Annotated in this window: 25 protein-coding genes; 9 read left to right on the top strand and 16 right to left on the bottom strand. The window is 62.1% G+C overall.

Annotation, left to right across the window (positions count from 1 at the left end; translation table 11 throughout):
- Positions 1-43: 43 nt before the first annotated feature.
- The 7 genes from P0M12_RS08795 to P0M12_RS08765 all read right to left on the bottom strand — a co-directional run bounded on the left by P0M12_RS08795 (position 44) and on the right by P0M12_RS08765 (position 5,634).
- On the bottom strand, positions 44-367 hold the full coding sequence (locus tag P0M12_RS08795) for a cupredoxin domain-containing protein (protein ID WP_080712742.1): 324 nt from the start codon (positions 365-367) through the stop codon (positions 44-46).
- Complete coding sequence (locus P0M12_RS08790; RefSeq protein ID WP_003940240.1) at positions 367-714, bottom strand: plastocyanin/azurin family copper-binding protein; 348 nt, start codon at positions 712-714, stop codon at positions 367-369. The genes P0M12_RS08795 and P0M12_RS08790 overlap by 1 nt, the downstream gene beginning before the upstream one ends.
- Before the next feature lie 27 nt (positions 715-741).
- Positions 742-2,331: a multicopper oxidase family protein gene (locus P0M12_RS08785; RefSeq protein WP_277377598.1), complete on the bottom strand. Its 1,590-nt coding sequence runs from the start codon at positions 2,329-2,331 to the stop codon at positions 742-744.
- A complete protein-coding gene (locus tag P0M12_RS08780; protein ID WP_277377597.1) occupies positions 2,328-3,647 on the bottom strand; it encodes a hypothetical protein in 1,320 nt (439 codons plus the stop codon). Before P0M12_RS08780 ends, P0M12_RS08785 begins: the two co-directional genes overlap by 4 nt.
- Positions 3,644-4,315 carry a methylamine dehydrogenase light chain gene (locus P0M12_RS08775; protein ID WP_029256402.1) on the bottom strand — a complete coding sequence of 224 codons (672 nt, stop codon included), beginning with the start codon at positions 4,313-4,315 and terminating at the stop codon, positions 3,644-3,646. Before P0M12_RS08775 ends, P0M12_RS08780 begins: the two co-directional genes overlap by 4 nt.
- A gap of 75 nt (positions 4,316-4,390) precedes the next feature.
- Positions 4,391-4,999: a redoxin domain-containing protein gene (locus P0M12_RS08770; RefSeq protein WP_019745575.1), complete on the bottom strand. Its 609-nt coding sequence runs from the start codon at positions 4,997-4,999 to the stop codon at positions 4,391-4,393.
- A gap of 44 nt (positions 5,000-5,043) precedes the next feature.
- On the bottom strand, positions 5,044-5,634 hold the full coding sequence (locus tag P0M12_RS08765; protein ID WP_256082569.1) for a MauE/DoxX family redox-associated membrane protein: 591 nt from the start codon (positions 5,632-5,634) through the stop codon (positions 5,044-5,046).
- Positions 5,635-5,982: 348 nt separating this feature from the next.
- Between P0M12_RS08765 and P0M12_RS08760 the strand changes: the two genes are divergently transcribed.
- Together P0M12_RS08760 and P0M12_RS08755 are read left to right on the top strand one after the other, a co-directional pair.
- Positions 5,983-7,521 carry an APC family permease gene (locus P0M12_RS08760; RefSeq protein ID WP_277377596.1) on the top strand — a complete coding sequence of 513 codons (1,539 nt, stop codon included), beginning with the start codon at positions 5,983-5,985 and terminating at the stop codon, positions 7,519-7,521.
- A complete protein-coding gene (locus P0M12_RS08755) occupies positions 7,518-8,303 on the top strand; it encodes an IclR family transcriptional regulator C-terminal domain-containing protein (protein ID WP_277377595.1) in 786 nt (261 codons plus the stop codon). The genes P0M12_RS08760 and P0M12_RS08755 overlap by 4 nt, the downstream gene beginning before the upstream one ends.
- A 2-nt stretch (positions 8,304-8,305) precedes the next feature.
- Here P0M12_RS08755 and cobU read toward each other — a convergent pair whose 3' ends face one another.
- Genes cobU through P0M12_RS08735 form a run of 4 tightly spaced genes read right to left on the bottom strand, consistent with a single transcriptional unit; the run spans position 8,306 to position 12,414 of the window.
- A complete protein-coding gene (gene cobU / locus P0M12_RS08750) occupies positions 8,306-9,628 on the bottom strand; it encodes a bifunctional adenosylcobinamide kinase/adenosylcobinamide-phosphate guanylyltransferase (RefSeq protein ID WP_058226646.1) in 1,323 nt (440 codons plus the stop codon).
- Entirely contained in the window at positions 9,628-10,416 is a 789-nt protein-coding gene (locus P0M12_RS08745; protein ID WP_058226645.1) for an ABC transporter ATP-binding protein, read from the bottom strand. The genes cobU and P0M12_RS08745 overlap by 1 nt, the downstream gene beginning before the upstream one ends.
- Complete coding sequence (locus P0M12_RS08740) at positions 10,413-11,447, bottom strand: iron ABC transporter permease (RefSeq protein ID WP_019745569.1); 1,035 nt, start codon at positions 11,445-11,447, stop codon at positions 10,413-10,415. The genes P0M12_RS08745 and P0M12_RS08740 overlap by 4 nt, the downstream gene beginning before the upstream one ends.
- Before the next feature lie 7 nt (positions 11,448-11,454).
- Positions 11,455-12,414, bottom strand: a complete 960-nt coding sequence (locus P0M12_RS08735; protein ID WP_003940083.1) for an ABC transporter substrate-binding protein — start codon at positions 12,412-12,414, stop codon at positions 11,455-11,457.
- 308 nt (positions 12,415-12,722) lie between these two features.
- On the opposite strand from P0M12_RS08735, the gene P0M12_RS08730 reads away from it, so the two are divergent.
- The 3 genes from P0M12_RS08730 to P0M12_RS08720 are packed head-to-tail and all read left to right on the top strand — an operon-like array spanning position 12,723 to position 15,072.
- A complete protein-coding gene (locus P0M12_RS08730) occupies positions 12,723-13,139 on the top strand; it encodes a GntR family transcriptional regulator (protein WP_277377594.1) in 417 nt (138 codons plus the stop codon).
- The gene (locus tag P0M12_RS08725; RefSeq protein WP_007729672.1) at positions 13,136-14,005 is read left to right on the top strand and encodes an ABC transporter ATP-binding protein; all 870 of its coding nucleotides are present in this window, start codon (positions 13,136-13,138) and stop codon (positions 14,003-14,005) included. The genes P0M12_RS08730 and P0M12_RS08725 overlap by 4 nt, the downstream gene beginning before the upstream one ends.
- Positions 14,002-15,072: a hypothetical protein gene (locus tag P0M12_RS08720; protein ID WP_063892107.1), complete on the top strand. Its 1,071-nt coding sequence runs from the start codon at positions 14,002-14,004 to the stop codon at positions 15,070-15,072. The genes P0M12_RS08725 and P0M12_RS08720 overlap by 4 nt, the downstream gene beginning before the upstream one ends.
- A 1-nt stretch (position 15,073) precedes the next feature.
- Here the strand turns inward: P0M12_RS08720 and P0M12_RS08715 are convergent, their stop codons facing one another.
- Positions 15,074-15,715, bottom strand: coding sequence for a DUF4232 domain-containing protein (locus tag P0M12_RS08715; protein ID WP_058226643.1), 642 nt, complete (start codon positions 15,713-15,715; stop codon positions 15,074-15,076).
- Between the two features lie 191 nt (positions 15,716-15,906).
- Here P0M12_RS08715 and P0M12_RS08710 point away from each other — a divergent pair, with 191 nt between their 5' ends.
- Positions 15,907-16,752, top strand: coding sequence for an alpha/beta hydrolase (locus P0M12_RS08710; RefSeq protein WP_047271960.1), 846 nt, complete (start codon positions 15,907-15,909; stop codon positions 16,750-16,752).
- 25 nt (positions 16,753-16,777) lie between these two features.
- Positions 16,778-17,851, top strand: a complete 1,074-nt coding sequence (locus P0M12_RS08705; RefSeq protein ID WP_007729922.1) for a VIT1/CCC1 family protein — start codon at positions 16,778-16,780, stop codon at positions 17,849-17,851.
- An 8-nt stretch (positions 17,852-17,859) separates the two neighbouring features.
- Here the strand turns inward: P0M12_RS08705 and P0M12_RS08700 are convergent, their stop codons facing one another.
- The gene (locus P0M12_RS08700) at positions 17,860-19,692 is read right to left on the bottom strand and encodes an APC family permease (RefSeq protein WP_058226642.1); all 1,833 of its coding nucleotides are present in this window, start codon (positions 19,690-19,692) and stop codon (positions 17,860-17,862) included.
- A gap of 94 nt (positions 19,693-19,786) precedes the next feature.
- Complete coding sequence (locus P0M12_RS08695) at positions 19,787-20,998, bottom strand: DUF2254 family protein (protein WP_277377593.1); 1,212 nt, start codon at positions 20,996-20,998, stop codon at positions 19,787-19,789.
- A 117-nt stretch (positions 20,999-21,115) separates the two neighbouring features.
- Between P0M12_RS08695 and P0M12_RS08690 the strand changes: the two genes are divergently transcribed.
- Entirely contained in the window at positions 21,116-23,482 is a 2,367-nt protein-coding gene (locus P0M12_RS08690) for an arylsulfatase (protein WP_058226640.1), read from the top strand.
- Positions 23,483-23,529: 47 nt separating this feature from the next.
- Positions 23,530-23,667 carry a hypothetical protein gene (locus tag P0M12_RS08685; protein WP_153211511.1) on the top strand — a complete coding sequence of 46 codons (138 nt, stop codon included), beginning with the start codon at positions 23,530-23,532 and terminating at the stop codon, positions 23,665-23,667.
- Between the two features lie 8 nt (positions 23,668-23,675).
- Here P0M12_RS08685 and P0M12_RS08680 read toward each other — a convergent pair whose 3' ends face one another.
- Positions 23,676-25,331 (bottom strand): FAD-binding dehydrogenase, encoded by a 1,656-nt coding sequence (locus tag P0M12_RS08680; protein ID WP_003940084.1) that lies wholly within the window; start codon positions 25,329-25,331, stop codon positions 23,676-23,678.
- Positions 25,328-25,993 (bottom strand): TetR/AcrR family transcriptional regulator, encoded by a 666-nt coding sequence (locus P0M12_RS08675; RefSeq protein WP_003939987.1) that lies wholly within the window; start codon positions 25,991-25,993, stop codon positions 25,328-25,330. Before P0M12_RS08675 ends, P0M12_RS08680 begins: the two co-directional genes overlap by 4 nt.
- Between the last annotated feature and the right edge of the window lie 17 nt (positions 25,994-26,010).

The raw sequence follows: 26,010 nt of genomic DNA, 5'->3' as shown, positions 1-26,010 counted from the left end.
AAGTGTCGAGCCGAAGTCGCAGCGAAAAGTGATGAGCCAGAGTTCACAGCACTGTGATGACTCCGATCATGTACGGGTGCACGGAGCACGAATATTCGTAGACTCCGACGCTCTCGAACGTGTGCCGGAACGTTCCGTCTCCGGTGATACCGCTGTCGAACAGGCCGGGTGATTCCACGTGATGCAGGAGTCCGCCGTCGTCGAAGCGCCACTCGACGGTGCCGCCGTGCTCCACGGTGACGTCCATCGGACTGAACTGAACATTGCTGATCTCGACCACCACGTCGGGGACGGGATCTTCTGTGCCGCATGCTGGGACACACGTCGCCGCGACGGCGAGGCCGAAGCCGGCGATCCACCTCCTCACTATTGAACGATCACGGTGCCCACCATCATCGGGTGGGGCGTGCAGTGGTAGGTGAAGGTTCCGGCGTCGTCGAACGTGTACGAGAAGGTTCCCTCGGTGAGCAACTCGCTCTTCAGTTTCCCGTCGAGATCACCGTTGCCGACCACGTCGTGGGGGAGTCCGCTGTCGTCGAACTTCCATTCGACGGTCTGTCCCTTCTCGATGGTGACCGATGCCGGTGTGTACGCCATGTTCTTCACCTCGATCACGACTGCAGGTTCGTCCGACGACGCACCGGCATCACTACTGCAGGCGGTGAGGCTCAGGGCAGCGCACGCGGCCAGGAAAGCGGGAACGAGTTTCTTCATGAGGTGTTCTCTCCATTCTTCGACTTGTCAGCGGACGTAACGCAGATTTGCCGTCATGCCGGCCTCGAAGTGGTAGGCGTTGTGGCAGTGGAACATCCACTCGCCGGGATTGTCGGCGTCGAACTCGATGGCAAGCTCGGTGCCGGGTAGGACGTTGACGGTGTCGCGGCGAAGTCCGCCGTAATCCGGTACCGCAAACGTGTGGCCGTGGGTGTGCATGGGGTGCCACATCGTGGACGCGTTCTTCATCGTGATCCGGACCCGTTCGCCCTGTTTCATGACGAGCTTGCCTGCATCGGCCCCCGCCATTCCCCAGACGTACCGATCGCCGGCCTGGATCAACTCGATGCGGTAGTCGCGATCAGGCGATTTCGTCTCGAGCCGTGCGGATTCCGTGGGCCGGAGTTCGCTTTCGGTGACCAGTCGGCCGGCCAGTTCCGAGAGGTTTCCGCCGACATCCAGGTTCGCCAGCGCCAACGCGTCGGTGCTGCGTAGGACGGTCGACGCATAACCATCTCGGCCCTCGACCTTCGCCACCACCGGCCATGTTCCCGACTTCACCGTCACCAGCACGTCGTAGCGCTGCGCCATTCCGACGATGATGGTGTCGGCGGGAGTTGGTTCCACGTCGTAGCCATCGGTAGCGACAATTGTCATCTCGTGACCGGCCACAGCAAACCGGTACGGAGTTTCGGCGGCTGCGTTGATGATTCGCAGTCGCAGGGTCGAACCGGGCGCTGCAGTCACGACAGCAGGATCGTTGGGTGGCCGCCCGTTGATCAAGTGCAGTGGATACGCGATGTGTTGAGTCATCCCGCCGAGTGGTTCGGAAGAACCGTGTCCGCCGCTCACCAACTGTTGCGCGACGGACATGTCGGCTTCCGAGTGTTCCGCCGGAGTTGTTGCCCCACCGCCGTGTCCGCCGTGCCCGCCCGAAATTGCCGGGTTCAGGGCCATCAGGACGGAATCCGGTGTGGTACCCAATCCGTCGAGCCAGTCGTCGAGCACCAGAACGGCATCGATGTCGGCCCCGGTGATGTCGTTCGGGTTCTCGACGATCAAGGCGCCGAACAGCCCCCGATCGGCTTGTAATCCGCTGTGCGAGTGGTACCAGTACGTTCCCGGATCCGGTGCGATGAAGTTGTACTCGAAACTCGAACCGGCGCCGATGGGAGCCTGCGTGGTGGGTGCCGCGCCATCCATGTCGTTGCGGATTCGAATTCCGTGCCAATGCAGTGTTGTTTCGGCGTCGAGGCCGTTCTGGACGCTGACGTTCACCCGGTCACCGGACTTCAGGCGAAGTTCCGGAGCCACCGCAGCGCCTCCGTACGTCCACGTGTCCACGAGGCGTCCGCCAAGATCTACCGTCGAGAATCCGGCGGCAAGGGCAAACGCAGCGGTGGTCCCGTTCCAGGCTCGCGCCGATTCTGCGGCGGCAACTTCCGGGTCGGTGGGCAGGATGTAGTCGAGATCGGTCGTCGGCGTCGGAGATGCTGCAGTGGAACTGCATCCGGCAATCGTCCCCATTGCGCCGAGTCCGAGTGCTCCGGCGCCGAGTGCTCCCAAACTCAGGAAGCGGCGCCGGCCCATCACCACACCGGATCCGGGACGACTCATCGGAGTACTTCTGGTGTGATCAACCCGCTGACATCCCCGACGTTGCCCGAGACATCGACGGAACTGACCTGCTCGCCGGTGCTCGCGTTGTAACCCACGATCTTCTGCGGAGCGGAGCCTTCGACCTCAGGTCCGGTACCGAGCACGTAGAACGTGGCGCCGTCGACGGAAAAGGTCATGCTCTTGATGTCTGTCAAGCCGAGGTCTGCAAGCGTCAAGCTCTTCACCGGGGCGAAGGTCGTTGCATCGGACAAGTCGATCTTGACCAGTGAGCCTCCCCGAGCAGAGTCCGGATGAATAGCCGTGTCCGTGTACGCGATTGCGAGCCGGGTTGCGTCGGCGTTGATGACGTTCTCCGAGAATCGACCGGAGTCCTGCCCGGCGTTTCCGATCGGCTTGACACCTTCCTGAGGTAGTCCGTTGGAGAAGTCGAAGACGTACACATCGCCGTTCTCACTGACCAGCAAGGCTTTATTCGCTTTCGAGGCCCACGTGACCTTGCGGGTGGAGACAAAATCCTCGGGTAGGACCTTGCTTCGGGCGGTTTCCTTCGGAACACCGTCGTCACCGATCGTGACGTGCAGCAGTTCCCGGGTGTCCTCGCAGACGCTGTACAGCTCGTGATCGACCATCCACGTGAACGGACCGCAGCCGACTATCTGGAGTGCACCGGTCGCTTCCTTCTTCTCGAGGTCGACCACTCTGATGCCGTACAAACCGTCGTCCCACGTGACGAAGAACTTGCCGTCGGAGGTCACGGCGTTCGAGCCGGGACGGGAATGTACGCGTGCGACGTCCGGAAGCATGACCTCGGCTGGTTCCAGTAGGTTCCCGGAGTAGGTGCTGACCGTGAAATCTGCCGCGCCGCGGGAACCTCGGGGCCGCCACACCTCGGCAGCGAGCACCGCAGGATCCTCGGCGGAATCCCCGACGAATCCGTGAATGACCGGATCCCAGATACCCGGGCCGACGGTGATCCGGCTCTCGGCCACACCGGTTTTCGGATCGATGACGTTGACGCTGAGCTCGAGTTGGCCGAATCCACCTTCGACGCCCAGCAAGCGGTCAGCTGCGATCGGGGTGATCGAACCGACGTGCAACGGCTCGGGAATGGTGTCGTCGATTTCCTGGTCGTCGTGACCGAGGGAGATTCCCTCGCCCGGTGCAGTGAACGGAACTGTCGGATAGGTGACATCACCTGCGCTGGAGGGTTCGTCGTTGTCGGACGAACTGCAACCGGCCAGCGCGAGTACGACGGTGAGTGGGATGACGGCAACGGCGGGTCGCGCCAGTTTTCGGGTTCGCGGACTGCTCATGATCCGGCACCGACCTTGGGGCGCTCGGCCGGTCGAGTCTGGCAGTCCTCACCGATGATGGGCGCCATCGTGCAGGTGTATGCCTGGGACTCGTCGGAGACACACCAGATGATTTCCTGGTCGTAGCTTCCGGAGACCGGGTTGTACATCACGGCCTGCATGTCCGGTTCGCCGCAGAATGCGTTGGAACACGAAGGCGCACCGCAGCAGTCGTAGTAGGCGATCAGATAGGTCTTGCCGGTATCAGGGTTGGTGCAGCATCCGACCCAGAACTCTGCGCCGGGCTTGCTGCCGGGGGCACAGGTGGTGACACCGCCGCCGTTGCATGCGGCACAGGACGTTCCGTCCATGTTGCACCAGCGCCAGTACTCGCACTCGGCCGGATCTTTACCGTCGTAGACAGGGACAAGAGGTTCGGGGCCAGGTGCCGGCGCAGGAACCTCGGGCTCTTGGGCGAAGGCACTACGTGTCACGGGAAGTGTGCTGATCAGTGCCACTCCTGACACACCCATGGTCCACTTGCCGATCCGACTGATCATGGATCGCCGCGAAACTCGTTCGGAGAGTTTACGTCCGGTTCGGCTGGTAAGCGAACCGCCCTGGCCCGCCATCCATTCGGCCTGGGCCTGAACTGTCGCCTCGTCGACGGGATATCGATTCTCCGTCATGTTGTGCTGCGGGAATTCATTGTCGTCCAACGATTTTCTCCTGATTCGTGAAGAGGATCGAACTGTGCAGGAAGATCAGGCCGCGCTGCCGGATTTCGCCTGGGCATGAAGGTGCTGGAGTGAGGGGGTGCCGGATTCGAGCGCATTGAGGAGGCTTTCCACCTGAGCCATGTGATTGCACAGGCCCTTTCCTCGGATCTTGCCGTGCTCGTCGAGAATCACGCCGTACGGAGTGGTGCCCACCTGGTATGCGATACCGACGTCTCGAGCGTCGATGTAACTGAGCTCGGAACCGATCCCGCTGCCGGCCAGGAACTCGCGATGCTCTTCGGGTGTTCCGTCGGAGATGATGATCACGTCGAGATCCGATTCGGCTCGGGCCATTGCCCTTACGCCGGGAAGAAGGCTCTTGCACGTCGAGCAACTCGGTGCTGTGAACAGCAGGAGTTGAGGTTTGTCGCGGTGACCACCGACTCCGACGGTCCGTCCTTCCTGATCGATGAGACCGGCAAACGATGGGCCGGCCTGTTCGACCTTGGGCCCGGTATCCATCATCCGGGCACCGAGAGGTCCGAGACGTACTTGTACGCGGCCGATTTCACGAGCCAGAGCAAGAACCATCAAGAACAGTACGGCTACGGCGATCACCAGGATCACTGTCGCGACAAGGAGGAAAGTGGTCATCGTGGTAGTCCTGCCTTCGAGTTTTCAGTGGTGGGGATGTAAGTTCACGAGCCGTACCGGGACGCGGTTTCGGCGGTTCGGAGGCGGATGGAGGCGCTCGACAGGTAGTCGTCGACCGGGCGTCGTCCGAGGTGGACCACCGAACGAATCTGTGCGAGCGCAACTCCCGCCAGAACGAGGAGGAATCCGAAGGTCGTCGCCACGACCTGGACGCCGATCTCAGCCTGTCCGGCGGTGACCGACAGTGCCACAGCGATCACCGCGAGTGTTCCGGCGCGAACGGCGTGGAACCATCCGATACGCGGAATCTCGCCGACTCCGAATGCAAAACATCCGCAGTCCAGATCGCGTCGCCCACGCAGGAGGTTGATCGTGAGGCCCGTGAAGAACGACGCGAACATGACGGCAGCAACCAAGGCGGCGAGGCGATGGGCCACGCCGAGAACCAGAAGGATGCCTACGACGGTTTCCGCGACGGGAAGGATGCGAGCGAGCGGTACTTCGAGTCGCACCGGCAACACTTTGTATCCGCGCAACGAACGAAGGACCCCGTCGTGGTCGTTCAGCTTGGGAATGCCGGCGAGCAGGAGAACAAATCCGATGATCGCCGAAGTGGTGGCGCTGACCAAGTCCATGCTTCCTCCGTTCCTCTCGGGTAGTGCCGGTGGTGTGTGGGACACATCCTGTACGGGCTATGCTGCGAATCCGCGTCGACCGCGCTACGCCTGGACGAGGTGCAACTGAGAGAGCAGTTGTCGTGTGAGAATCGGAGAACTCGCAGGTCAAGGTGCTCCCGGAGGGGCCGGATACCGTCGGCCGCCCTTGATCCGGCATGACGCTGGGTGGGAAACAGAGTCGGATTCTCACTTGAAAGTTCTGTGCGCGCCATCGTGGAAACTGCGCGGAAACATAAGCGGACTAACTTGACCGAATTCTGACAATTCGCTCGTAGGTTCGGGCCTGGACGCGACGGACGGTGACTCATGGCCGTGAGTGCGGCACTGCGTGCGGCGATCACGCGAGCGCAGAATGCGGATCAACACAGTGAGCCCGTGTTCTCCCCGCTCCGTGGTCTCGGACGAGGACGTCTGACCCCGATCGACCTGTTGGGGCAATCACTTTCCACGATCGCTCCGGCAACGGGAATGGTGTTCATCGCCCTGTGGATGATCACCTACAGTCCCGGCTACGTCGGGTTGGCTGCGATTGCTGCGACAACTTCGGCGGTGTTTCTCGTTGCGTTCTGCATCACTCAGTTCACGCGGAGACTGGCCGCAGCAGGATCGTTGTACAGCTTCGTCTTCCAAGGCTCCGGTATCCGGGCGACACTGACGGCGGGTGCCGCACTGGTACTCGGGTATCTCGGAATCTCGGTTTCGGTTTTCTCGCAGGCAGTTCCGAGTCTGCTCGATACCATCGCCATTGTCGGCCCCGACGTGCGAGGGCCTGCCGCGACGGTGATCACGACGGTGGCGATTGCCCTGGCCGTCGCGTGGATTGCAGTGCGAGGCGTCCGGTTCGCCACCCGAGCGATCCTGGTCGTCGAAGCGTGCTCGTTGATTCTCATCGTCGTGGTCATGCTGGCGACGCACAGTGACACGATAACTGCTGTTGCCCTGCCGAATCCGTCGCTGAGTGCAGTTCCGTTTCTCGCGATGCTGACGGTGCTCAGCATGGCGGGCTTCGAAAGCTCGGCCTTCTTCGGCCCGGAAGCGAAACGACCACTCATCAGCGTCACACGCACGGTTCTCATTTCGCCGATCATCTGCGGGGTCCTCTTCGTTTTTGCAGCCTGGGCGGCGATGACCGGCCACGGCGCAACGATCGTCGGAGCGTACTTCGAAGGAACGGCATCCGGAGCCAGCGCGGAAGTGGTTCTGGCAGTCAAGATCGGAATGACGTGTTCCTGGTTCGCATCCACTCTCGGTTGTGCGCAGGCGGGTTCGCGGTTGTTGTACTCGATGGGGATCGAACGGGTACTGCCTGCGCCGCTCGCTCGCGTACACAGACGGTTCCGCACCCCGTACGTTGCGGTACTTGCGTTCGTCGCGGTAAGTGCGGCGGGCGTATTCATCTATTCGGATACGGTTCGCGACGATTCGGGATCCTTCGACGGCGTGGTGGAGACCGCGTTGGTCTGCGCTTACACGCTGGTGGCCTTGGCTTCGTGGAAGTTCTTGCGCCGAATCGGGGAACATACGTCGCTGACCCGGATTTGCACCCTGTCCGTGAGTGCCGCCGGTGCCGGTCTACTGGTTTACATCGTTCTCGACGGTGCGGTTCACGGGATGTGGGCACTGCCGATCGCTGCTCTTGCTGTTGCTGTGTCGGGGACAGTGTGGAGCGCATTGCTCCGTAGAGCCAGACCGGAAAGCCTTCTGATGGTCGGAGCTTTCGACAGCGTCGAGACGGCGGACCTGTTGCCCGGTGCGGGCACTCTGCTGATCGACGGTGACGGGCGAAGGCGACTCGTGCCGGATCGTGGGGCCGCCGAGGGTAACTCGCCGGAGCATGGGCGGTGACCGCGGACCGTGCAACCGCTGGTCCACGATCAGACAAACGGATCGGCGAAGAGACCCACTTCAGTGGACAACAACCGCGTGCGGTTCAGAAGGCGCTGGGGATGCTCGAGGCGGTGGCTCATCTGGGACCGGGAACAACCGCGAAGGAGATCGCCACTTTTGCAGGCGTCCCTTCGGCAACGGCTTATCGGATGCTCAATCTGCTGGTGGCCGAGGGCTTTCTCGTGCGGGTGCCAGACCTGTCAGGGTTCGCGTTGGGGCGTCGAACTGCCGAGCTCTCACATGCAGCGTCGGCGAGCGGTCCGGGGCCGACCCTGCACGAGCGCGTCGAAGACATGCGGACACACACGAGGTTCGGTCTGCACGTAGCCTCGTTTACCGGTGGGCGCTTGAGGTTCGTCGACAAGGATCCCGACCACGAGATCATCGGAATCGCCGCACTGGCCAAGAACCTTCACGCGAATGCGCTGGGGAAGGTTCTGTTGGCGCACGACGAGCGGTTGCTTTCGGGTTTAGAACTTCGCCGGGTCACGGAGTTCACCCTCGGTGATTTCGATGCGTTGTATGAGCAGTTGAGGTCTGTTCGCCTGCAGGGTTTTGCATTCGAGAACCAGGAATGCCGCCTGGGTCGATCCGCGGTGGCAGTACCGGTTCGAGATCACGCAGACCAGGTGGCAGGCGGGTTGTGTGTTCAGGGAGCGAGCGGGCGAGTGACGGACGAGGATCGAGAGTTGGTCGGTTTCCTACTCGATTGTGCGCGTCAGCTCACCGGATTGCTCTGACGTCACACGCGCAGGCTCAGGGGGAGCCCGGCGGTCATCAGGACCACGGACTCCGATTCACTGGCGATTCGGCTGTTCACCAGACCGAGTAGATCGCGGAACAGCCTCCCGGACTTCGTGTCCGGGACGACGCCGCTTCCCACTTCGTTCGTGACGGCGACAATCGGAACCGGACAGGCGGTCCAGGCGTCGGCCAACCGGTCGATATCTGCGTGGACGGCGCTGAGATCTTTTGTCGCCCACGCCTGGTGTCGATCCAGACGTGCGGTCAACCACGTGCCGAGGCAGTCGATCAGGATCGGTGTTGTTGCGGCCACGAGAATTTCGGCGACCTCGGAGGTCTCTACCGTCGTCCACGTCGGCGGCCTCCGCGCGCGATGCGACGCAATTCGTTCGATCCAGTCGGGATCGTCGTCCAGCGGATCCCCGGTGGCGATGTACGTGACGTGCCGGTAGCCGGCAAGCAGGCCCTCCGCGTAAGTGGACTTGCCCGAGCGGGCGCCACCGGTGACCAGAGTTCGATGGCTCTGTCCTACCCCGATCTCGAGCACAGCTCCATCCGGAACCGCTCGCGCCCCTGACACACGAAGTGCTTCCGAGAGTTCGTTTTCGACGGGGTTGTGGTGCCCGAGGTGTACGGCGACCACATCGGTTCGATCGGTGATCGCGTCGCAGTTGCGGAGCCGCAACACCGTCTCCGCGAAACTCGACAGATCGTGGTGCCCGGTGCCGTGGTCGGTCTTGTAGCCGAAGGTCTCTTCGAGAAAGACGGCGTCGAAACGCGCGTCGGCAAGGGCGTCGACAATTGATTCGGGCAAAGGCCCGGTGTCGGTGGCCCAGAAGATTCGGGTTCCGGATGCGTCGGTGATGTCGTAGAGAAGGGTGGGTACTTCGTGCGCGGCCTCGAGTGCGCGAACACGATAGGTGCCCAACATGATCGACTGGTCGGTCTCGAGCGGTGTGAAGGTCACCGGGTCATCCGGGCCCACCCAGTCTCGGCAGAGAGCGAGCGCGTCGGGTGGTCCGAGAACCTGGAGCGGTTCGGTGCGAGACGCCCAGGACCGGAACAGCAATGCCATCGGGCCGAGGTGATCAGGATGAGAATGCGTCAGCAGGATGTGTTCGACGTGTGCCAGCGTGCGACCGAATCGCGACGCGGCGCGCGGTACTTCGGGTCCACAGTCCAACAGGATGCGGTTGTCCAGCAAGGCAGCGGTGTGTCCGCGAATGGTTTCATTCGACAATGCCGCCAGGCAGGAAGGGCAAGTGCAGAACGGGTTCGGCCAACCGTCGGCAGCGCCGGTGCCGAGCATCACCAGTTCCATCAGCGGGTGCCTTCCTGCCGAATCGGAACAACGATGGGACCGCTGGGCCGTTCCAGGATTTCGACGCGAGCGCCGTACACGCGGCCGAGGAGGTCTGCCTCCAGCACCGCTGAGGGTGTACCGTCGGCAACCACGCTGCCCTTGTCCAGCAGCACAATTCGTCGACCGTATTGACCCGCGAGAGTGAGATCGTGCATCGCGGCGATGACCGTGATGTTGTCGTCTTCTCGCAGTTCCTCCACCAAGTCGAGAACCTGCTGCTGGTGACCGATGTCGAGGGCGCTGGTGGGTTCGTCCAGGAGCAGTACCTGCGGCTCTTGAGCCAGTGCCCGAGCCAGGACCACGCGTTGCAATTCGCCGCCGGAAAGTTCGGTGGCTCGTCGATCTGCGAACTCGGTGAGGTCGAGCCTTTCGATCACCGAAGTGATCACCGAACGATCTGTGGCGGTTTCGGTTCCGAATCGTCGTAGATACGGAGTACGGCCGAGCGCAACCAGTTCCTTGACCGTTGAGCCCTCGGGTACTACCGGACGCTGAGGCATCAACGCGACGACGGCGGACATCGCCTTGCGGCTGGAATTGCGAGGACTCAGTCCCCCGACCGAGAGCTCACCGGTAGACGGAATCAATCCAGCGAGGGCATGCATCAAGGTTGTCTTGCCGGCGCCGTTCGGCCCGACCACGGCAACCCAATCGCCCGGTGTCACATCGAGATCGATGCCGTCGACGACGTCCTTGCCGCCGAGGTTGACTCGGAGGTCGCGGCACCGCACTGCGCTGTCGGTCATGCCGAGACCCGGCTGCGGCGCAGAACCAGAAGGAAGAACGGAGCGCCGATCATCGCGGTTACAACTCCGATGGGGAGTTCGGCCGGTGCCATGACCGTGCGGGCGGCAACGTCGGTGAGGACGAGAAACGCCGCTCCGAGCATGAGTGACAGGGGGAGAAGCAGCCGATGAGACGGGCCGACGACCAGTCGAACCGCATGGGGAACAACGATTCCGACAAAGCCGATGAGTCCACTTGCACTCACGACCGCGGCCGTTCCCAGAGTTGCGGCGAGCACCAGCACCAGGCGTGATCTGGCCGGGTCGACGCCGAGGCTGGCGGCTTCGACGTCACCGACGGCCATCACGTCGAGTACACGCCGGTGTACCAGGATGACGGCTGAGGCCAGCGCAACGTACGGCAGGACAACCAGAACTTCCGACCAACCGTCGGTGGACAGTCCGCCGAGTAGCCAGGAATAGACCTCGCGCAGTGAATCGTCGAACCGCTGCTGAACAAAAGTCTGCGCTGCATTCGTGAACGCTGCGACTGCGACACCGGCGAGGATGATGACTACCGCGTTCTGCGGCCCGCCAATGCTTCGACCGAGCGAATAAGTTGCGAACACTGCCAGCACACCACCGACGAAGGCGGCCATGGGAATTCCGAACATGCCCAGCGCTCCACCCGAAACGATGGCGAGGGTTGCGCCCAGTCCGGCTCCGCTGGAAACTCCGAGGAGATACGGATCCGCCAAGGGATTTCGGAACACGCCCTGGTAGGCGGCGCCGGCTACCGCCAACATTGCTCCGACCAACGCGCCCAGGACTACTCGCGGAAGCCGGATCTGCCAGAGAATCGCCTGCTGTGTTGCGGTGAGGCCGGAATCGAGGTGGATGCCGGGTATTCCGTCCAGAAGTTCGAGAATGGTCCGATCAGGCGTCAATCCGGCCGGCCCCACCAGAACACCGATCAGCAATGCAGCGCACAGAATGAGCGCGGCGCCGAGCAGAACGGCGGTCCGATGTTGGGAGATACCGGCTTTGATCATCGAGTGCTCAGGCCGCGGGAACTTGGGCAACGATGGCCGCGACGGCCTTCACCTGGTCGGCGACACGAGGTCCCCAGCGGCTGGAGAGGTCTTCGTCGAGCACATGGATCTGGTTGCCGGTAACCGCTTTCATGCCGCTCCACCCGGGTCGAGCGGCGACGGATTCTGCTGTCACTCCACAGCATTGGGAGTCTGCGAGAAAGATGAGATCGGGATTGGCCTGTACCACGAATTCGGCGGACAACTGCGGATAGTCACCCTGCCCCGCGGCGTCGGCGATGCTCTTCATTCCGAACAGCGAGTAGATCTGCCCGACGAAGCTCGAACTCGTGACGGTGTAGAGCGAGGAGTCGAGTTCGTGGAAGTACGTCAGCGGCTGTTGGCGCGCAGGAACACTGGCGACAGCGGCGTCGATGTCCGAGCGCATGGTGTCGACAACTTCGGTGCCCTTGTCTTCGTGGCCGGTGGCCTTCGCGACGCGCTCGATTTGGGCGTAGACGTCGTCGATGCTCGTCGCTGCCGGTAGTAGGAGTGTCGGCACCTTCGCCTTTTGCAGTCCGGAGACAAGATCGTTCATGTCATCCGATGCGATCACCAGATCCGGTGCGTAGCCGAGGATGGCTTCGACGTTCGGTTGAAAGCCCGAGAGATCGGTGACCGGGATACCGGCCGGGTAGTCGGACTGATTGTCGACGGCCTTCACCTGATCGCCCGCGCCGACGGCCCACAGGGTCTCGGTGGCGCTGGGACTGAGTGACACGATCGACTGCGGACGTGACTCGATGGTGATGTCCGTGCCGGAATCCGTGGGACCGGAAACAACAGTCACCGGGAACGAGCCGTCCGAGGCCGCTGTGGTTGCGGGTGCATCGGACGTCGAGCTACTGCAGGCACCGGCAAGCAGTGCGGTGCTCACCGTCAGTGCTGCAAGTACAGATCTGAATTTACGTGTCGGCCGAGTACTCACAGCCACCCCTCCGCTAGTGGTGAAGGGTCGCGAGCAGCGCGGCCGCGAGGCGAAGCGCCACGAGCGGTCCTTCGTCCGAGAACCATCGTGTCGCCACGAGGCCGGTGACCTGACTCGTTCGCCTCGAGTAGTGACGGGCGAATTCACAGTTGCGTCGACAGTGCCGGGGTTTCACCGAACTTCACACGAGCAGCGTGGCACCCCGGTGAACCGGGGCATCTGCACTTTACAGGGGTCGTCTGGCTTGACCCGGGAGGTCAAGGCAGGGTAAATATCTATTCCACTAATGAACTAGTGAAAGGGTTCGGATGAGCGACTTCCGTATCGACCGCCGATCCGGCATTCCCACTTACGTGCAATTGGTCCTTCAGGTGAAGCAGGCGCTCAGGCTCGGTGATCTCCAAGTCGGGGATCGGCTGCCCACAGCCAAGGACGTCGTGGGAGCGCTCGCGATCAACCCGAACACAGTCCTGAAGGCCTACAAGGAACTCGAGCGCGACGGACTTGTTGCTCCGCGGCCCGGATTGGGCACGTTCGTCGTCAAGTCCCTGGCCAAGCCCGGTATGGCGGAAAGCTCTGCGCTACGGCGCGAGTTGGCCCGCTGTGTGGCAGATGCCGTGGCCGCCGGACTCGAGCGCACGGACATCGAAGCGTTGGTGAGTTTGGAGCTCGAGAAGACGTTCATCGAATCGGATCCGTCCGGAAAGCAGGGGGAGACATCATGACTGCGCAAGAATTGGCACTGACGATGCAGGACGTGGACAAGCGCTTCGGCAAGAAGAAGGTGCTCGACGCCTGCACATTCGAGGTCGCGACAGGAAGCATCACTGCCCTGGTCGGGGTGAACGGAGCGGGCAAGTCCACACTGATGTCCTTGGCGGTCGGGTTGACGATGCCTGACCATGGTTCGATCTCCGTCCTGGGCAGCACGCCGGATCAGGACGGCATCTGCCCAGGCCTGTCGTACCTCGCTCAGCACAAGCCCCTGTACCCCAAATTCACTGTTGCAGAACTTCTTCGATTCGGCGCATACACCAACGACGAGTGGGATGCGAAGTACGCTCTGGATCTGGTGGAGCGCGCTGGGATTTCTCTCGATGCAAAGGCGAAGACACTGTCACCAGGTCAACGAACCAGGGTTGCACTGGCTTTGGCGCTCGGACGCAGGCCGCAGTTGCTTCTACTCGACGAGCCTCTGGCAGATCTCGATCCCGTGGCGCGGCGGTCTGTGGCGACCACTCTGCTCGAAGACGTTGCCGAGTACGGCACCACAGTTCTGTTGTCGTCACACATCGTTTCCGAATTGGCAGACGTCTCGGATCGACTTCTTCTGCTGGGCGGCGGAAACGCGAGATTGTCCGGTCCGTTGGATGAATTGATCGCTGCCCATTACGTATTGATCGGGGACGGCGATCCCTCGGACGTGGTCGGCGCCGGTGCGGTCATTCATACCGAGAAGGGGGTGCGGTCGAATTCTCACGTGGTGGAGGGAATCCGTCCGAGCCCTCGGGCCGGCTGGGTGATCGACGACGCAACTCTCGACGACGTGGTGCTCGGGCACCTGAGCGCAGAAACGATGGTGGCGGCATGATCTGGGTTACGTGGCGGCACCACCGGACATCGCTCGTTGTGTCATTGGGATTCATCGCGGCACTAGCAGTCATTGTCTTGTCGAGTGGTGCGATCATCAAGAGCAGCGGACAAACCCAACGCTTCGGATCGCCACTCAGTTGCTTCGACGACATCACCGCGATCTGCACGACAGAGACGGCTCTCACCCTGACGACAGTGGTTGCTACTGCTCTGCCGGTGTTCCTCGGCGTGTTGATCGGGGTAACCGTGTTTTCGCGGGATGTCGAACAAGGAACACACGTACTGGGGCTTACTCAATCGGTCAGTCGGACTCGGTGGTTCTGGACCCGTGTGTTGATCGTCTTCCTGCCGATTTCTGTGGCTTCCGCATTGCTCGGATTTGCATTGCAATGGGCTCGATCCCTCCCGGATAACTCCCGGTATGGATTTGTTGCCGGGCGTTCGACTTTCGTCGAGATATCGAACCTGTCGTATCCACTCTTTCAATCCAGCGGACTGGTCTTGGGTGCGTACACATCCATGTCACTCTTGCTCGGAGCAGCACTGGCTTTGCTGGTGCGCAGTTCGATCGGCGCAATGGCGATCACGATGGTCGGTGTTGTTGCGATCCTGGCAGGATTTCAGTTGGTTGCACGACCCGATTACGCCGAGCCGAGTGTCCGAACATCACCCGTCGCCGGATTCAGTTCCTACTATTCGAGCGATACCAGTATCCCCGCGGTCAATTGGGAACTCGCGCAGGGATATGTCGACCTCCGAGGTAACTGGGTCGACATCGGATACGACGAGTGCATGTGGGGTGGATCAGGCGATGAGGACCCGTACGACCAGCGCCCGGAGGAGACCGGCGCCGAGTACAGCCTCCGCATGGATGTGCTCTCAGCGCAGCAGAACAGAGAGATGGAGATCTGTTTGCGGCAGCACGGGGTCGACCACTACGAAGTTCGCTACCACTCGGATGATCGGTTCTGGCGTTTCCAGTTCACGGAAGCTGCACTCGTCCTGATCCTTTCAGGCCTGTTCCTCCTGCCGGCGCTCTGGGGTCTACGACGCCTCAAGCCGTGACTCAGCGGGCGACCGGCGCGACCGTCAGCTGGTTGATGTTCGCGCCGGTCATCGAGCAACCCTTTGTGGGATAGGCAAGGAAGACCGAGTCGTAGCTGTTGGGCGGGTAAACCCTCAGTCCCGCAACGTCGGTCACGCCGCACTGATCTGCCGGGTAGTTCTCGACGTTCGTAGCTCGCACCAAAGACGTTGCGGCAGAGCCAGGGGCAAGGGAGACGAGTGAACCGGATCCGGAGCGGCCGGCTGCAGCACCCACTTCGCTTCCGGACGCTCCCGTGACATACGAGACGCCGGGGAAACCGTCGAGTGTGCACGTGCGGCCGCCCGTGTTGGTGAAGACCACCGGAAGCTCCACAGAACCGGCGGCGCCACTCGACTCGCCGAGGGTGACGTTCAGTTCCCCGATCGTGCAACCCTCGGGATTGGGTGCCGTCGAGGTTGTCGTTTGGGTGTGGTCGGTAGGGGTCGTCGAAGGTGAAGCGGTGCCGGTCTGGGTCGTCGGCGCAGAGGCGGTCGTTGTTGAGGCGGGTGCCGGTGAACTCTCGGCCGTTCCCGTTTCATCCGAGCCGCAACCGCTGAGAAGGGCGAGAGCAGCAAGTGGAGCCGCCAACAAGCCGACGTTGCGCATGCGGTTGGGATTCATCGCTCTGTACTCCTCAAGTTGGTCGACAACTGGCCCCGGAACATCCGTGTCCGGTATATCCGAGTTTGAAGCCGGATGTCCAGAAACGAATCAGGCTCGCCGGTGATCAGGACCTACTTCCCGGATGGATTGCCGCTGCGGATCTAGCATGAGAAATGACCTGTCCGGATCGCGACCACCGGGAGTAGCGCATGTTCACCTTCACCAGCGACGACGGAGTGGTCATTCATGTCCACGAATGGCCCACCGAGCAGGAACCTCGAGGGGTTGTTCAACTCGCGCACGGTATGGGTGAGCACGCAAAACGCTACGCACACGTTGCCGAAGCCCTGAATGCTCGCGGTTTCCAGGTCTACGCGGCGGACCACCGCGGCCACGGTGAGAGCATGCACGCCGGCCCAGGCAACATCGGCGACGATGGCTGGAACCGCTTGGTGGCAGACATGGTGACCCTCACGGGCATCATCCGCGACAAACACCCCGGCCTGCCCGTCGTACTGCTCAGCCACAGCCTCGGTTCGTTCGCTTCGCAGCAGTACATCCTCGATCATTCGCACCTGATCGACGCCGTCGCACTGTCGGGGACCACCGCGGTCGATCAACTGATCGAGAGCCTCGTCAACGACGGCCCGGACGTCCTCGCCCAGTTCAATGCGGAATTCGAACCGGCCCGTACTCCGCACGACTGGCTCAGCCGTGACGAAGCGCAGGTGGATTTGTACATCAACGATCCGCTGTGCGGTTTCAGCCTGGACGACGCCGGCATGGGTGGACTTATCGCAGCGGGACCGAGGTTCGTCGACGTCGAGGGCGTGCGACAAGACCTTCCGATCCTGGTCTTCGTCGGCACCTCGGATCCTCTCAACGCCGCGCTGAGCCGTACCGACGTCGCAGTCGAACGGTACAACTCGGCGGGGATCGAAGACGTCACCTACTACACCTATCCGGGTGCCAGACACGAGATCTTCAACGAGACCAACCGCGACGACGTCATCAACGATCTGACGACGTGGATGGACCGCGTACTCGAAGCGTGACCGCCTCACCGGAAAGGGGAACACGATGTCCACAGTTCCGGCCGCACGACCCGATCCAGACCCGCGAGATGTCAAGCGCTGGAGACGATACCTCGCCGACGAACAAGCCGAGGCCGCCGTCTACCGAGACCTCGCGAGTAGGCGCAGCGGCGAGGAGCGCGAAATCCTTCTCGCACTGGCCGACGCGGAGGGGCGACACGAGGCGCACTGGCGAGCGCTACTCGGCGATCACGTCGGCAAACCACTTCGCGGCGATATCCGCACTCGGATACTGGGCTTTCTGGCCAGGCGCTTCGGCTCCGTCTTCGTGCTCGCTCTTGCGCAGCGCGCGGAGACGCGATCCCCGTATCCCAACGACGCCGACGCGACTGCATCGATGGGCGCGGACGAGAAGATCCACGAAGAAGTGGTGCGGGCCTTGGCCACTCGGGGTCGGAACAGACTTTCGGGGACGTTTCGTGCCGCCGTCTTCGGAGCCAACGACGGCCTGGTCAGCAATCTCGCCCTTGTACTCGGCATCAGCGGTAGCGGCGTCTCCAACCAGATCGTTCTGATCACCGGCATGGCCGGGCTTCTGGCCGGCGCCCTGTCGATGGGCGCCGGCGAGTACGTTTCAGTCCGCTCGCAGCGAGAGTTGTTGGAAGCGTCCAATCCTGGTCCGGCTGCCAGCGAAGCTGTCGGCCTGCTCGACGTCGACGCGAACGAATTGGCCCTGGTCTACCGGGCCCGCGGTATGTCCGCCGAGGAAGCGGACCAGCGCGCCGCCGAGGTCCTCGCGAACAGCACCTTCGGCGCCGCGGACGTTGTCGACGACCATGAAGCCGTCGGAACCGGGTTGGGCGCAGCGGCGGCAAGTTTCTGCTTCTTCGCCTCGGGCGCAATCATTCCGGTGCTGCCGTATCTGTTCGGCCTGGAAGGCATGACGGCTCTGATCGTCGCATCTGTTCTCGTGGGGATCGCGTTGCTGACGACGGGCGTTGTGGTCGGGTTACTCTCGGGCGGGCCGCCATTCAAGCGGGCGCTACGCCAACTTGCGATCGGCTACGGCGCTGCCGGCGCGACGTATCTGCTCGGCATGCTGTTCGGGACTTCGCTCTGAGCGTCTGCTTACGCGCGTAGGGCGGGATCGCGGTGAGCCGGATCGATCCGGACCGGAATTTGGCACACCACGGCCTCGGTGTGTTTGCGCAGTGCATGAGCGATCTCGTCGGTCCGTTGGCTCGGGAGGAACCGGTGCCATCTGGTTGCCGGGTCGATGGTGGCGACGACAACAAAGGTCTCTCGGTGGGGGAAGTGTGTGCGGATGTATCGGGCGAGGGTGTTCCCCACGGAATTCTCGGTGTCCTCGATGACGATCAAACGCGAATTCGGGTGTCGGGCTTGCCATCGGCGTGTGAAGTCCGTCGTCGATTCGCGGGCCAGGCAGACTCGAATTGCGATGGGCTGTGACGACATCGCCGTTGCCGCGGCCATCGCGCGGGTGGAGAGCGACGTAATTTCGGACACGGGTACTAGGACGGCTGGTTTGTATCCGATAGACAGAGAATCGTTCTCACCCTGAACGGTTAACCGCGTACCGATATGTGTGTACGCACCGCGGATGCGTTCCATGCCGAGGACGAGCGCAGGGAGCGCGAGAGCGATCAGCCAGGCGCCCTCGGTGAACTTCATGGCGGTCGTCACCACTGCTGCGATCGAAGTCAACGCAGCCCCGAAACCGTTGAGCGCTAGGCGCCACTTCCAGCCCGGCGTCTGTTCGGCGAGCCAGTGGCGCACCATGCCGAACTGCGCGAGCGTGAATCCGATGAACACACCGATGGCGAACAGCGGCACCAAGGTGTTCATGTTTCCGCCGGATCCGATGAGCAGGAGTGCACCGACGCCTCCGAGCGACAAGACGCCGTACGTGAAGACGTCGCGCGTCGACTTCCGGCTGAAGCGGTGCGGGAGCACGTTGTCGTCGGCGAGGATCCGCATCAGGTTGGGAAGTCCGCCGTACGAGGTATTCGCGGCCAACGCCAACAGAATCACGGTGGAGAATTGGACGACGTAGTAGCCCACACCATTTCCGAGGGCAGCGGAAGTGAGTTGCGACAGGACCGTTGTTCCGGGGACTGGGGCCAGTGAGAACTTTTCGATCAACACCGCAAGGCCGATCAGCATGGTGCCCAACAGGATTCCCAGAGCTACTTCGGCACGCTGAGCGCTACGCACGCGAGGCTTCTTGAAACTGGGTACCGCATTGGCGATGGCTTCGACTCCGGTCAATGCGGCGCAACCACTCGAAAATGCCTTGAGCAGAAGGAGAATGCCGATCGTGTGTGCGTTGTCGGCGAGGAAGGGAGCCGTGGCGGCGGCAGGGTTTTCCCGAAGTAGTCCGGCACCGATCACCGTGAAGATGCTGACGACAAAAACCACGGTGGGCAACATGAATACCCGCGCGGAATCTGCGATGCCCCGCAGATTCAGTGCCGTGATGCCGCCGAGTATCGCCAGTGCGATCCAGACCGTGTAGGGAAGAAGCGCAGGGAAGGCGGAGGTCAGAGCCGCGACACCGGCTGCGATCGACACCGCGACGTTGAGGGTGTAGTCGACGATCAACGACGCGGCGGCGGTCAAACTTGCCCGCGGGCTCAGATGCTTCTTTGCGACGGCGTAGGCGCCACCGCCTTCGGGAAATGCGGCGATCACTTGGCGGTACGACGCCACCAGGACCACAAGCAGCACTGCGATGGCGATTGTCACCGGCACGGTGAACCCGATCCCCGCGCCGCCGGCGAGGGCCAACACCAACACGATGGCTTCTGGCCCGTACGACACCGAGGCCATCGCGTCGAGCGAAAGCCCTGCCAGTCCGGTTGCGACGGAGAGCTTCTGATTCTCTGGCCCACGGGCCGGGCGGGTCGTCGACGATATGACTCCACGGTGTCCGAGTATCACTGCATGTCTCACCGAGTCAGTATCGTCATTTCCCGTAGCTCTGAGACTGATCTTGACGATGCTTTGACGCGATGGCCCGCAAATCTGTACGGGTTCACAACGGGGGTTCGAGTCGCGGGAAGCCTTGTGACAGCTGATCAATCCAGCGAGCGCGTTTGGCGAGAATATCGCGGTTCCGAGACTCCGATTGGGCGGCGACGTGCGAAAGTAGGTCGCGAAGTCGGCCCAGAACGAGTGGCGAGTTCGATGCCGAGGCTATGACGTCGTCCAGTCCGGTTCTGACGAAGCTCGTGAAGTCGGGCAGTGGAATCACCACACGCAGATCACCATGCTCGTCGACGGCCCGGATCGAATCTGCGCGTACGGAGGTCACCAGAGAGAGGAGGTCCTCGATCTCGTCCAGAGCCTGCACGGCCGTCGCAGGATCGTTGATAGCGGGTGAGAGCGCTCTGAGCGCGATGTCAGCCAACAACCGAATCGCGAGTAGGGGGTCCTGGGTGAAGGTCCGCTCACTCCCACTGACCAAGGCGTCAAGGATCGTGTTGGCGGGCATGGGTCCGCCGTAGACGTCGGCGAGCGGCAATCCGTCTCGCAGCGTGCTACCCGGCGACACTCGGAGGACCACCATGGATCGGCAGTTCCGAGCGCTCTGCAGGAGATCTTCGACGAGGATCTGTTGCAGAACGGCCGGCGGTCGATGCCACTCGATTGTCGTGATCACCGGAAGTGTTGGTAGAGGAGGCAACTCCAGATCGGTGGTGGGGTACACGGCGGCGAAGACTGCTCGGCCACGACTCGAGATCGTGGTTAGTACAGGAGCCAACTGGATGGCCGAGAATGCGCGCAGCTGGAGCAGTCTGATCAGCGTCAGCGTGGCCAAGAGTGCCAGCACTGCGAGGCTGGGCACGATCACCGACACGTCCGTTTCGTTGCTGATGGCGAGCGCTGCCGTGATGTCGAAAACGGACTGGCCTATCGCGAAGGCAAACGTCCGCCACACGATGGGGTCGTCGCGGAACAACAACAAGCGAGGAGTGAAGGTGGTCGCGGCCCATTGGACGACGAGGAACAGCAGCGAGAAGATCACTGCCACTACACCTAATAGCCCCAGTCCGAGGGCAACGAGCATCTCGCTGACCTGACGGGAAGGAATCATCGGGCCGCTCCGGACGTACGGCATCCCCAGTCCGGCAGCCAGTCCCACGACGACGCACAGGATCTGGGTCAGGCCGGCACGTACACGGCGCCGGGGGACGAGGAAGGCATGCCCGATCGGGGTGGGAGCGAAACGTCCGGGCTGATCCACACTTCAAGCCTCCACGCTGCGACAATGGTGCGCCTTCACCCGAAACGGATGATGTCGACGTCGTCGTGATCCTGAAACGCTTGAAAGAGCCATGTGAGAGACAGAAGGCGAGACGTCATGACGGATCCGACAGACCAGAGCCGCGCCGTACTACCGATTCCGGATCGACAACATCTTGGTCTGGTGACGTACGACGCGAAGGATCCGGACACCGAGTTTCCGCCGATCACTCCGCTACTACCGCCGGCCGGCGCACCCAACGTTCTGGTGGTCCTGTTGGACGACGTGGGATATGGCGCGAGCAGTGCCTTCGGCGGACCAGCGGACACACCGACTGCTGAGCGATTGCAAAGTAATGGGCTCACGTACACGCGGTTTCACACGACGGCACTGTGTGCTCCGACCCGCGCCGCTCTTCTGAGCGGGCGCAACCATCATTCGGTCGGCATGGGATCGATCACCGAAACCGCTACCTCGGCTCCTGGTCTTTCCGGCCTGCGGCCGAATACCAAAGCCGCACTGCCGATGACGTTGAAACTCAACGGATACTCGACGGCGCAGTTCGGCAAGTGTCACGAGGTTCCGCCGTGGCAAACATCCCCGGTGGGACCGTTCACGTCGTGGCCGACGGGAGAAGGCGGATTCGAGCACTTCTACGGATTCATCGGCGGGGAGAACAACCAGTATTACCCGGCGCTGTACGAGGGCGTCGCGCCTGTCGAGCCGGACAAGACACCGGAGGAGGGTTACCACCTCACTGAGGACCTTGCCGATCACGCGATCGACTGGGTTCGGATGCAGAAGTCATTGGCTCCGGACAAGCCGTTCTTCGTCTACTTTGCACCCGGCGCCACACATGCACCGCACCATGTTCCGAAGGAGTGGGCCGACAAGTACGAGGGCCGGTTCGCAGGAGGTTGGGACGCTCAACGCGAATCGATTCTCGAGCAGCAGAAGCAGCGGGGGGTCGTTCCCGCGGATGCGGTCCTCACCCCGCGTCCCGAGGCCATCCCGGCGTGGGAGGACATGAGTGAGGAGATGAAGCCCGTCCTCGAACGCCAAATGGAAGTCTATGCAGGATTTCTCGAACACACCGATTTCCATGTCGGCCGGCTTGTCGATGCGATCGAAGAACTCGGAGCTCTCGACAACACTCTCGTGTACTACATCATCGGAGACAACGGAGCATCCGCAGAGGGGACGATCAACGGCGCTTTCAACGAGATGGCCAACTTCAACGGACTCGCCGCCATCGAAACACCCGAGTTCATGGCGGAAGTGAAAGACAAATTCGGTACCAAGGACGCATACAACCACTATTCCGTGGGGTGGGCGTGGGCAATGTGTACGCCGTATCAGTGGACGAAACAGGTTGCGTCGCATTGGGGTGGCACTCGCAACGGGACGATCGTGCACTGGCCTGCAGGGATTCGGACCAAGGGGGAGACGCGGTCGCAGTTCACCCACGTCATCGACGTTGCACCGACGATCCTCGAGGTCGCGAAACTACCGGAACCGACCTTTGTCAACGGCGTCCAGCAATCACCCATCGAGGGGACCAGCATGGTCTACACCTTCGACGACGCCGAAGTCGCCGAACGTCACGATCTGCAGTACTTCGAGATGGCCGGCAATCGCGGTATCTATTACAAGGGTTGGAGTGCGGTCACCAGGCACAGCACTCCATGGCTTTTCGCGGAGGCACTCCCCGCACTCGACGACGACGTGTGGGAGCTCTACGACGGGTCTCAGGATTGGACGCAGTCCAAAGACTTGTCGGCTGAGATGCCGGAGAAACTCGCTGCACTGCAACGCTTGTGGTTGATCGAAGCGGTCAAGTACAACGTGCTTCCGATCGACGACCGAAGATTCGAGAGGTTCAACCCTCACATCGCGGGGCGTCCGCAGTTGGTGTCCGGGAACCGACAGGTTCTGTTTCCCGGAATGAAACGGCTGAGCGAGCACAGCGTGCTGAGTATCAAGAACCGATCGTTCAGTGTCACAGCAGCAGTCGACGTCGCGGATGGCATTACTGCCAACGGTGTGGTGATCGCGCAGGGAGGCAGATTTGGTGGCTGGGCACTTTACGCGCGGGAAGGCCGCGCCAAATTCGTCTACAACCTATTGGGCATGACCGAGTTCGTCATCGGTTCCGACGTTGACATTCCGGCAGGATCACACCAGATCAGAGCTGAGTTCACCTACGACGGAGGTGGTCTCGCGAGAGGCGGTGGGGTCACGATCTATCACGACGGTCGCGAAGTGGGCTCAGGTCGCGTCGAGCAGACGCAACCGATGGTCTTCTCCGCGGACGAGACCACCGACATCGGGGATGACTACGGCATGCCTGTCAGTGTTGATTACAGTGGCGCAACCACATTCAACGCACGTATCGACGTCGTGCAGATCGATGTCGGTGACGACGACCATACCCACCTCATCGATCCGGAGGAGGTGGCGCGAGTGGCGGTGTCCAGACAGTGATTCCACAGGCAAGAGCAGCAGTCACAATCTCCTGAGGGAGGGTCGCAATGCCGACCGTCATCCGTACTGTTCACGATCTGGTCCGCCACGCGCGCGGGCCGACGCACCATCACCACCATCAATCCGTGCACGAGGCGCGGCGAATGCGTGCCCACCACATTCTGGTCACGCATTCGCTCGCCTGATTTCGGGGCTACAGGTCGCGCGCCAATGCTCGTCCGGCTGCGCGGCCCGAGAAGATGCAGCCGCCGAGGAAGGTCCCCTCGAGTGCGCTGTAACCGTGGACTCCGCCGCCGCCGAAGCCCGCGACTTCACCGGCTGCGTACAGGCCGTCGAAGACACTGCCGTCGGCCTTGATGACCTGCGAATCCAGGTTGGTTTCCAAGCCGCCGAGAGTCTTGCGTGTGAGCAGGTGCAACCGGACCGCGATCAGTGGGCCGTTCTTGGGGTCCAGGATCTTGTGCGGTGCAACGACGCGCACGATCTTGTCTGCCAACAGATTACGGGCACCGTGGATGGCGGTGACCTGGAAGTCCTTGCTGTACTTGTTGTCGACTTCGCGGTCGCGGGCGATCATCTCGCGTTCGATGTCCTCGTAGTCGAGGAGCGGTTCGTCGGTGAGGGCGTTCATGCCGTCGACCAGATCACGAAGGTTGTTGCGCACCACGAAGTCCGCGCCCTTCTGCTTGAACGCCTCGACCGGTCCCGGCGCGCCCTTCTTGATTCGTTCGAGGAGGAGCTTGAAGTCGCGGTTGGTGAAGTCAGGGTTCTGTTCCGATCCCGAGAGTGCGAACTCCTTCTCGATGATCTTCTGGTCGAGGATGAACCACGTGTACTCGTGGCCGCTGTCGAGGATGTACTTAAAAGTTCCCATCGTGTCGAAGCCTGGGAAGTTGGGGACCGGCAGACGCTTGCCGGTGGCGTCGAACCACATCGAGGACGGTCCGGGGATGATTCGGATTCCGTGGTTGGGCCAGATGGGATTCCAGTTCTGGATGCCTTCGGTGTAGTGCCACATGCGGTCGCGGTTCACGATGTTTCCGCCCGCGGATTCGGTGATTTCGAGCATGCGCCCGTCGACGTGCGCCGGTACTCCCGTCAGCATGTGCTTGGGTGCCTTGCCGAGTCGCTCGGGCCAGTTTTTCTTCACCAGTTCGTAGTTGCCGCCGATTCCACCGGATGTCACTACGACGGCCTGTGCGGCGAACTCGAATTCGCCGATGGGGGTGCGCGAGCTCTTCACGCCGCGCAGATCACTGGAAGGTTCGAGGACGGTTCCGCGTACACCAGTGACCGCACCATCGGTGACGACGAGTTGATCGACTTGGTGGCGGTGCTTGAACGTGACCAGTCCACGCTTCTGAGCGGCGATCACTTTGGTCAGAAAGACATCGACGACGCCAGGTCCGGTGCCCCAGGTGAGGTGGAAGCGCGGCACCGAATTTCCGTGTCCGAGAGCCATTCCGCGGCCGCGTTCGGCCCAGCCGACATTCGGCATCAGGCGAAGCCCCAGATCGTGCAGGTACTGACGCTTGTCGCCGGCCGCGAACTCGACGTACGCCTTGGCCCACTGACGCGGCCAGTGATCTTCGCGGTCGCGGTCGAATCCGGCTGTGCCCATCCAGTCCTGCATCGCCAACTCGAGGGAGTCCTTGATGCCGAGTCGGCGTTGTTCGGGGCTGTTCACGAGGAAGAGTCCGCCGAGAGACCAAAATGCCTGCGCGCCGAGGTTGGCAGCGTTCTCCTGTTCCACGACAAGGACTTTGCGGCCCGCGCGCGTCAGTTCGTAGGTGGCGACCAGTCCCGCCAGCCCTGCCCCGACAACGATGACGTCAGCTTGTTCGCTCACGACAACTCCTCTTCCGATTGGTTGTTCTGGATTATTTCGCTGTAGGACAGCAGAATTCGAGTGAAGATATCGCGGCGCAGTGCAAAGGCGGCGTTGGTGTCGGTATCGACGAGGCACTGCACGCTGGTGCCGTCGTGCACTGCAACCAATGCCCGTCCCAACGCCGTCGGGTCGCCGACGATTGTTCGCCCGACGTCGCTGAGTGCGGACTCCACGATGGGCAACAGGGTGCGAAGGATCGCGTCTTCACGGTCGGCAAGGGCTTTGCGAAGTGCCGGGTTGCGGAGCGCGTGGGCTGTGAATTCCGCGTTGATCCGGTACCACTGCGGGTCGACCGGAACCACCGCCACGATCCGGGCGACAGCGGCATGGATGTCGACGGTGTTACCGGCGGTGATCGACTCCGTCGCCAACCGCAGATCGGCGAGCATTGCTGCGGATCGCTGCTCCCACATCGCGAAGAACAATTCGTCGAGTGAATCGAAGTTGGAGTAGAACGCGCCTCGGGAGTATCCGGCGCGTTCGCAGATCTGCTCGACCGTGGCGTGCCCGAACCCGGCTTCGGAGAAGACATCTGCAGCCGCGTCGAGCAGGCGCTGCCGGGTCTGACCACGGCGTTTGGTGACACGCTTGGCCGGCGAGTTGTCCGTTCCAGTCGTCATCGGCGCCTCCGTCAGGG

Source organism: Rhodococcus sp. RCBS9, from assembly GCF_029457415.1.
GTDB classification, from domain to species: domain Bacteria; phylum Actinomycetota; class Actinomycetes; order Mycobacteriales; family Mycobacteriaceae; genus Rhodococcus_F; species Rhodococcus_F qingshengii.
Note: the sequence above shows the minus strand (reverse complement) of the source record. Positions and strands in the feature narration are given on the sequence as shown.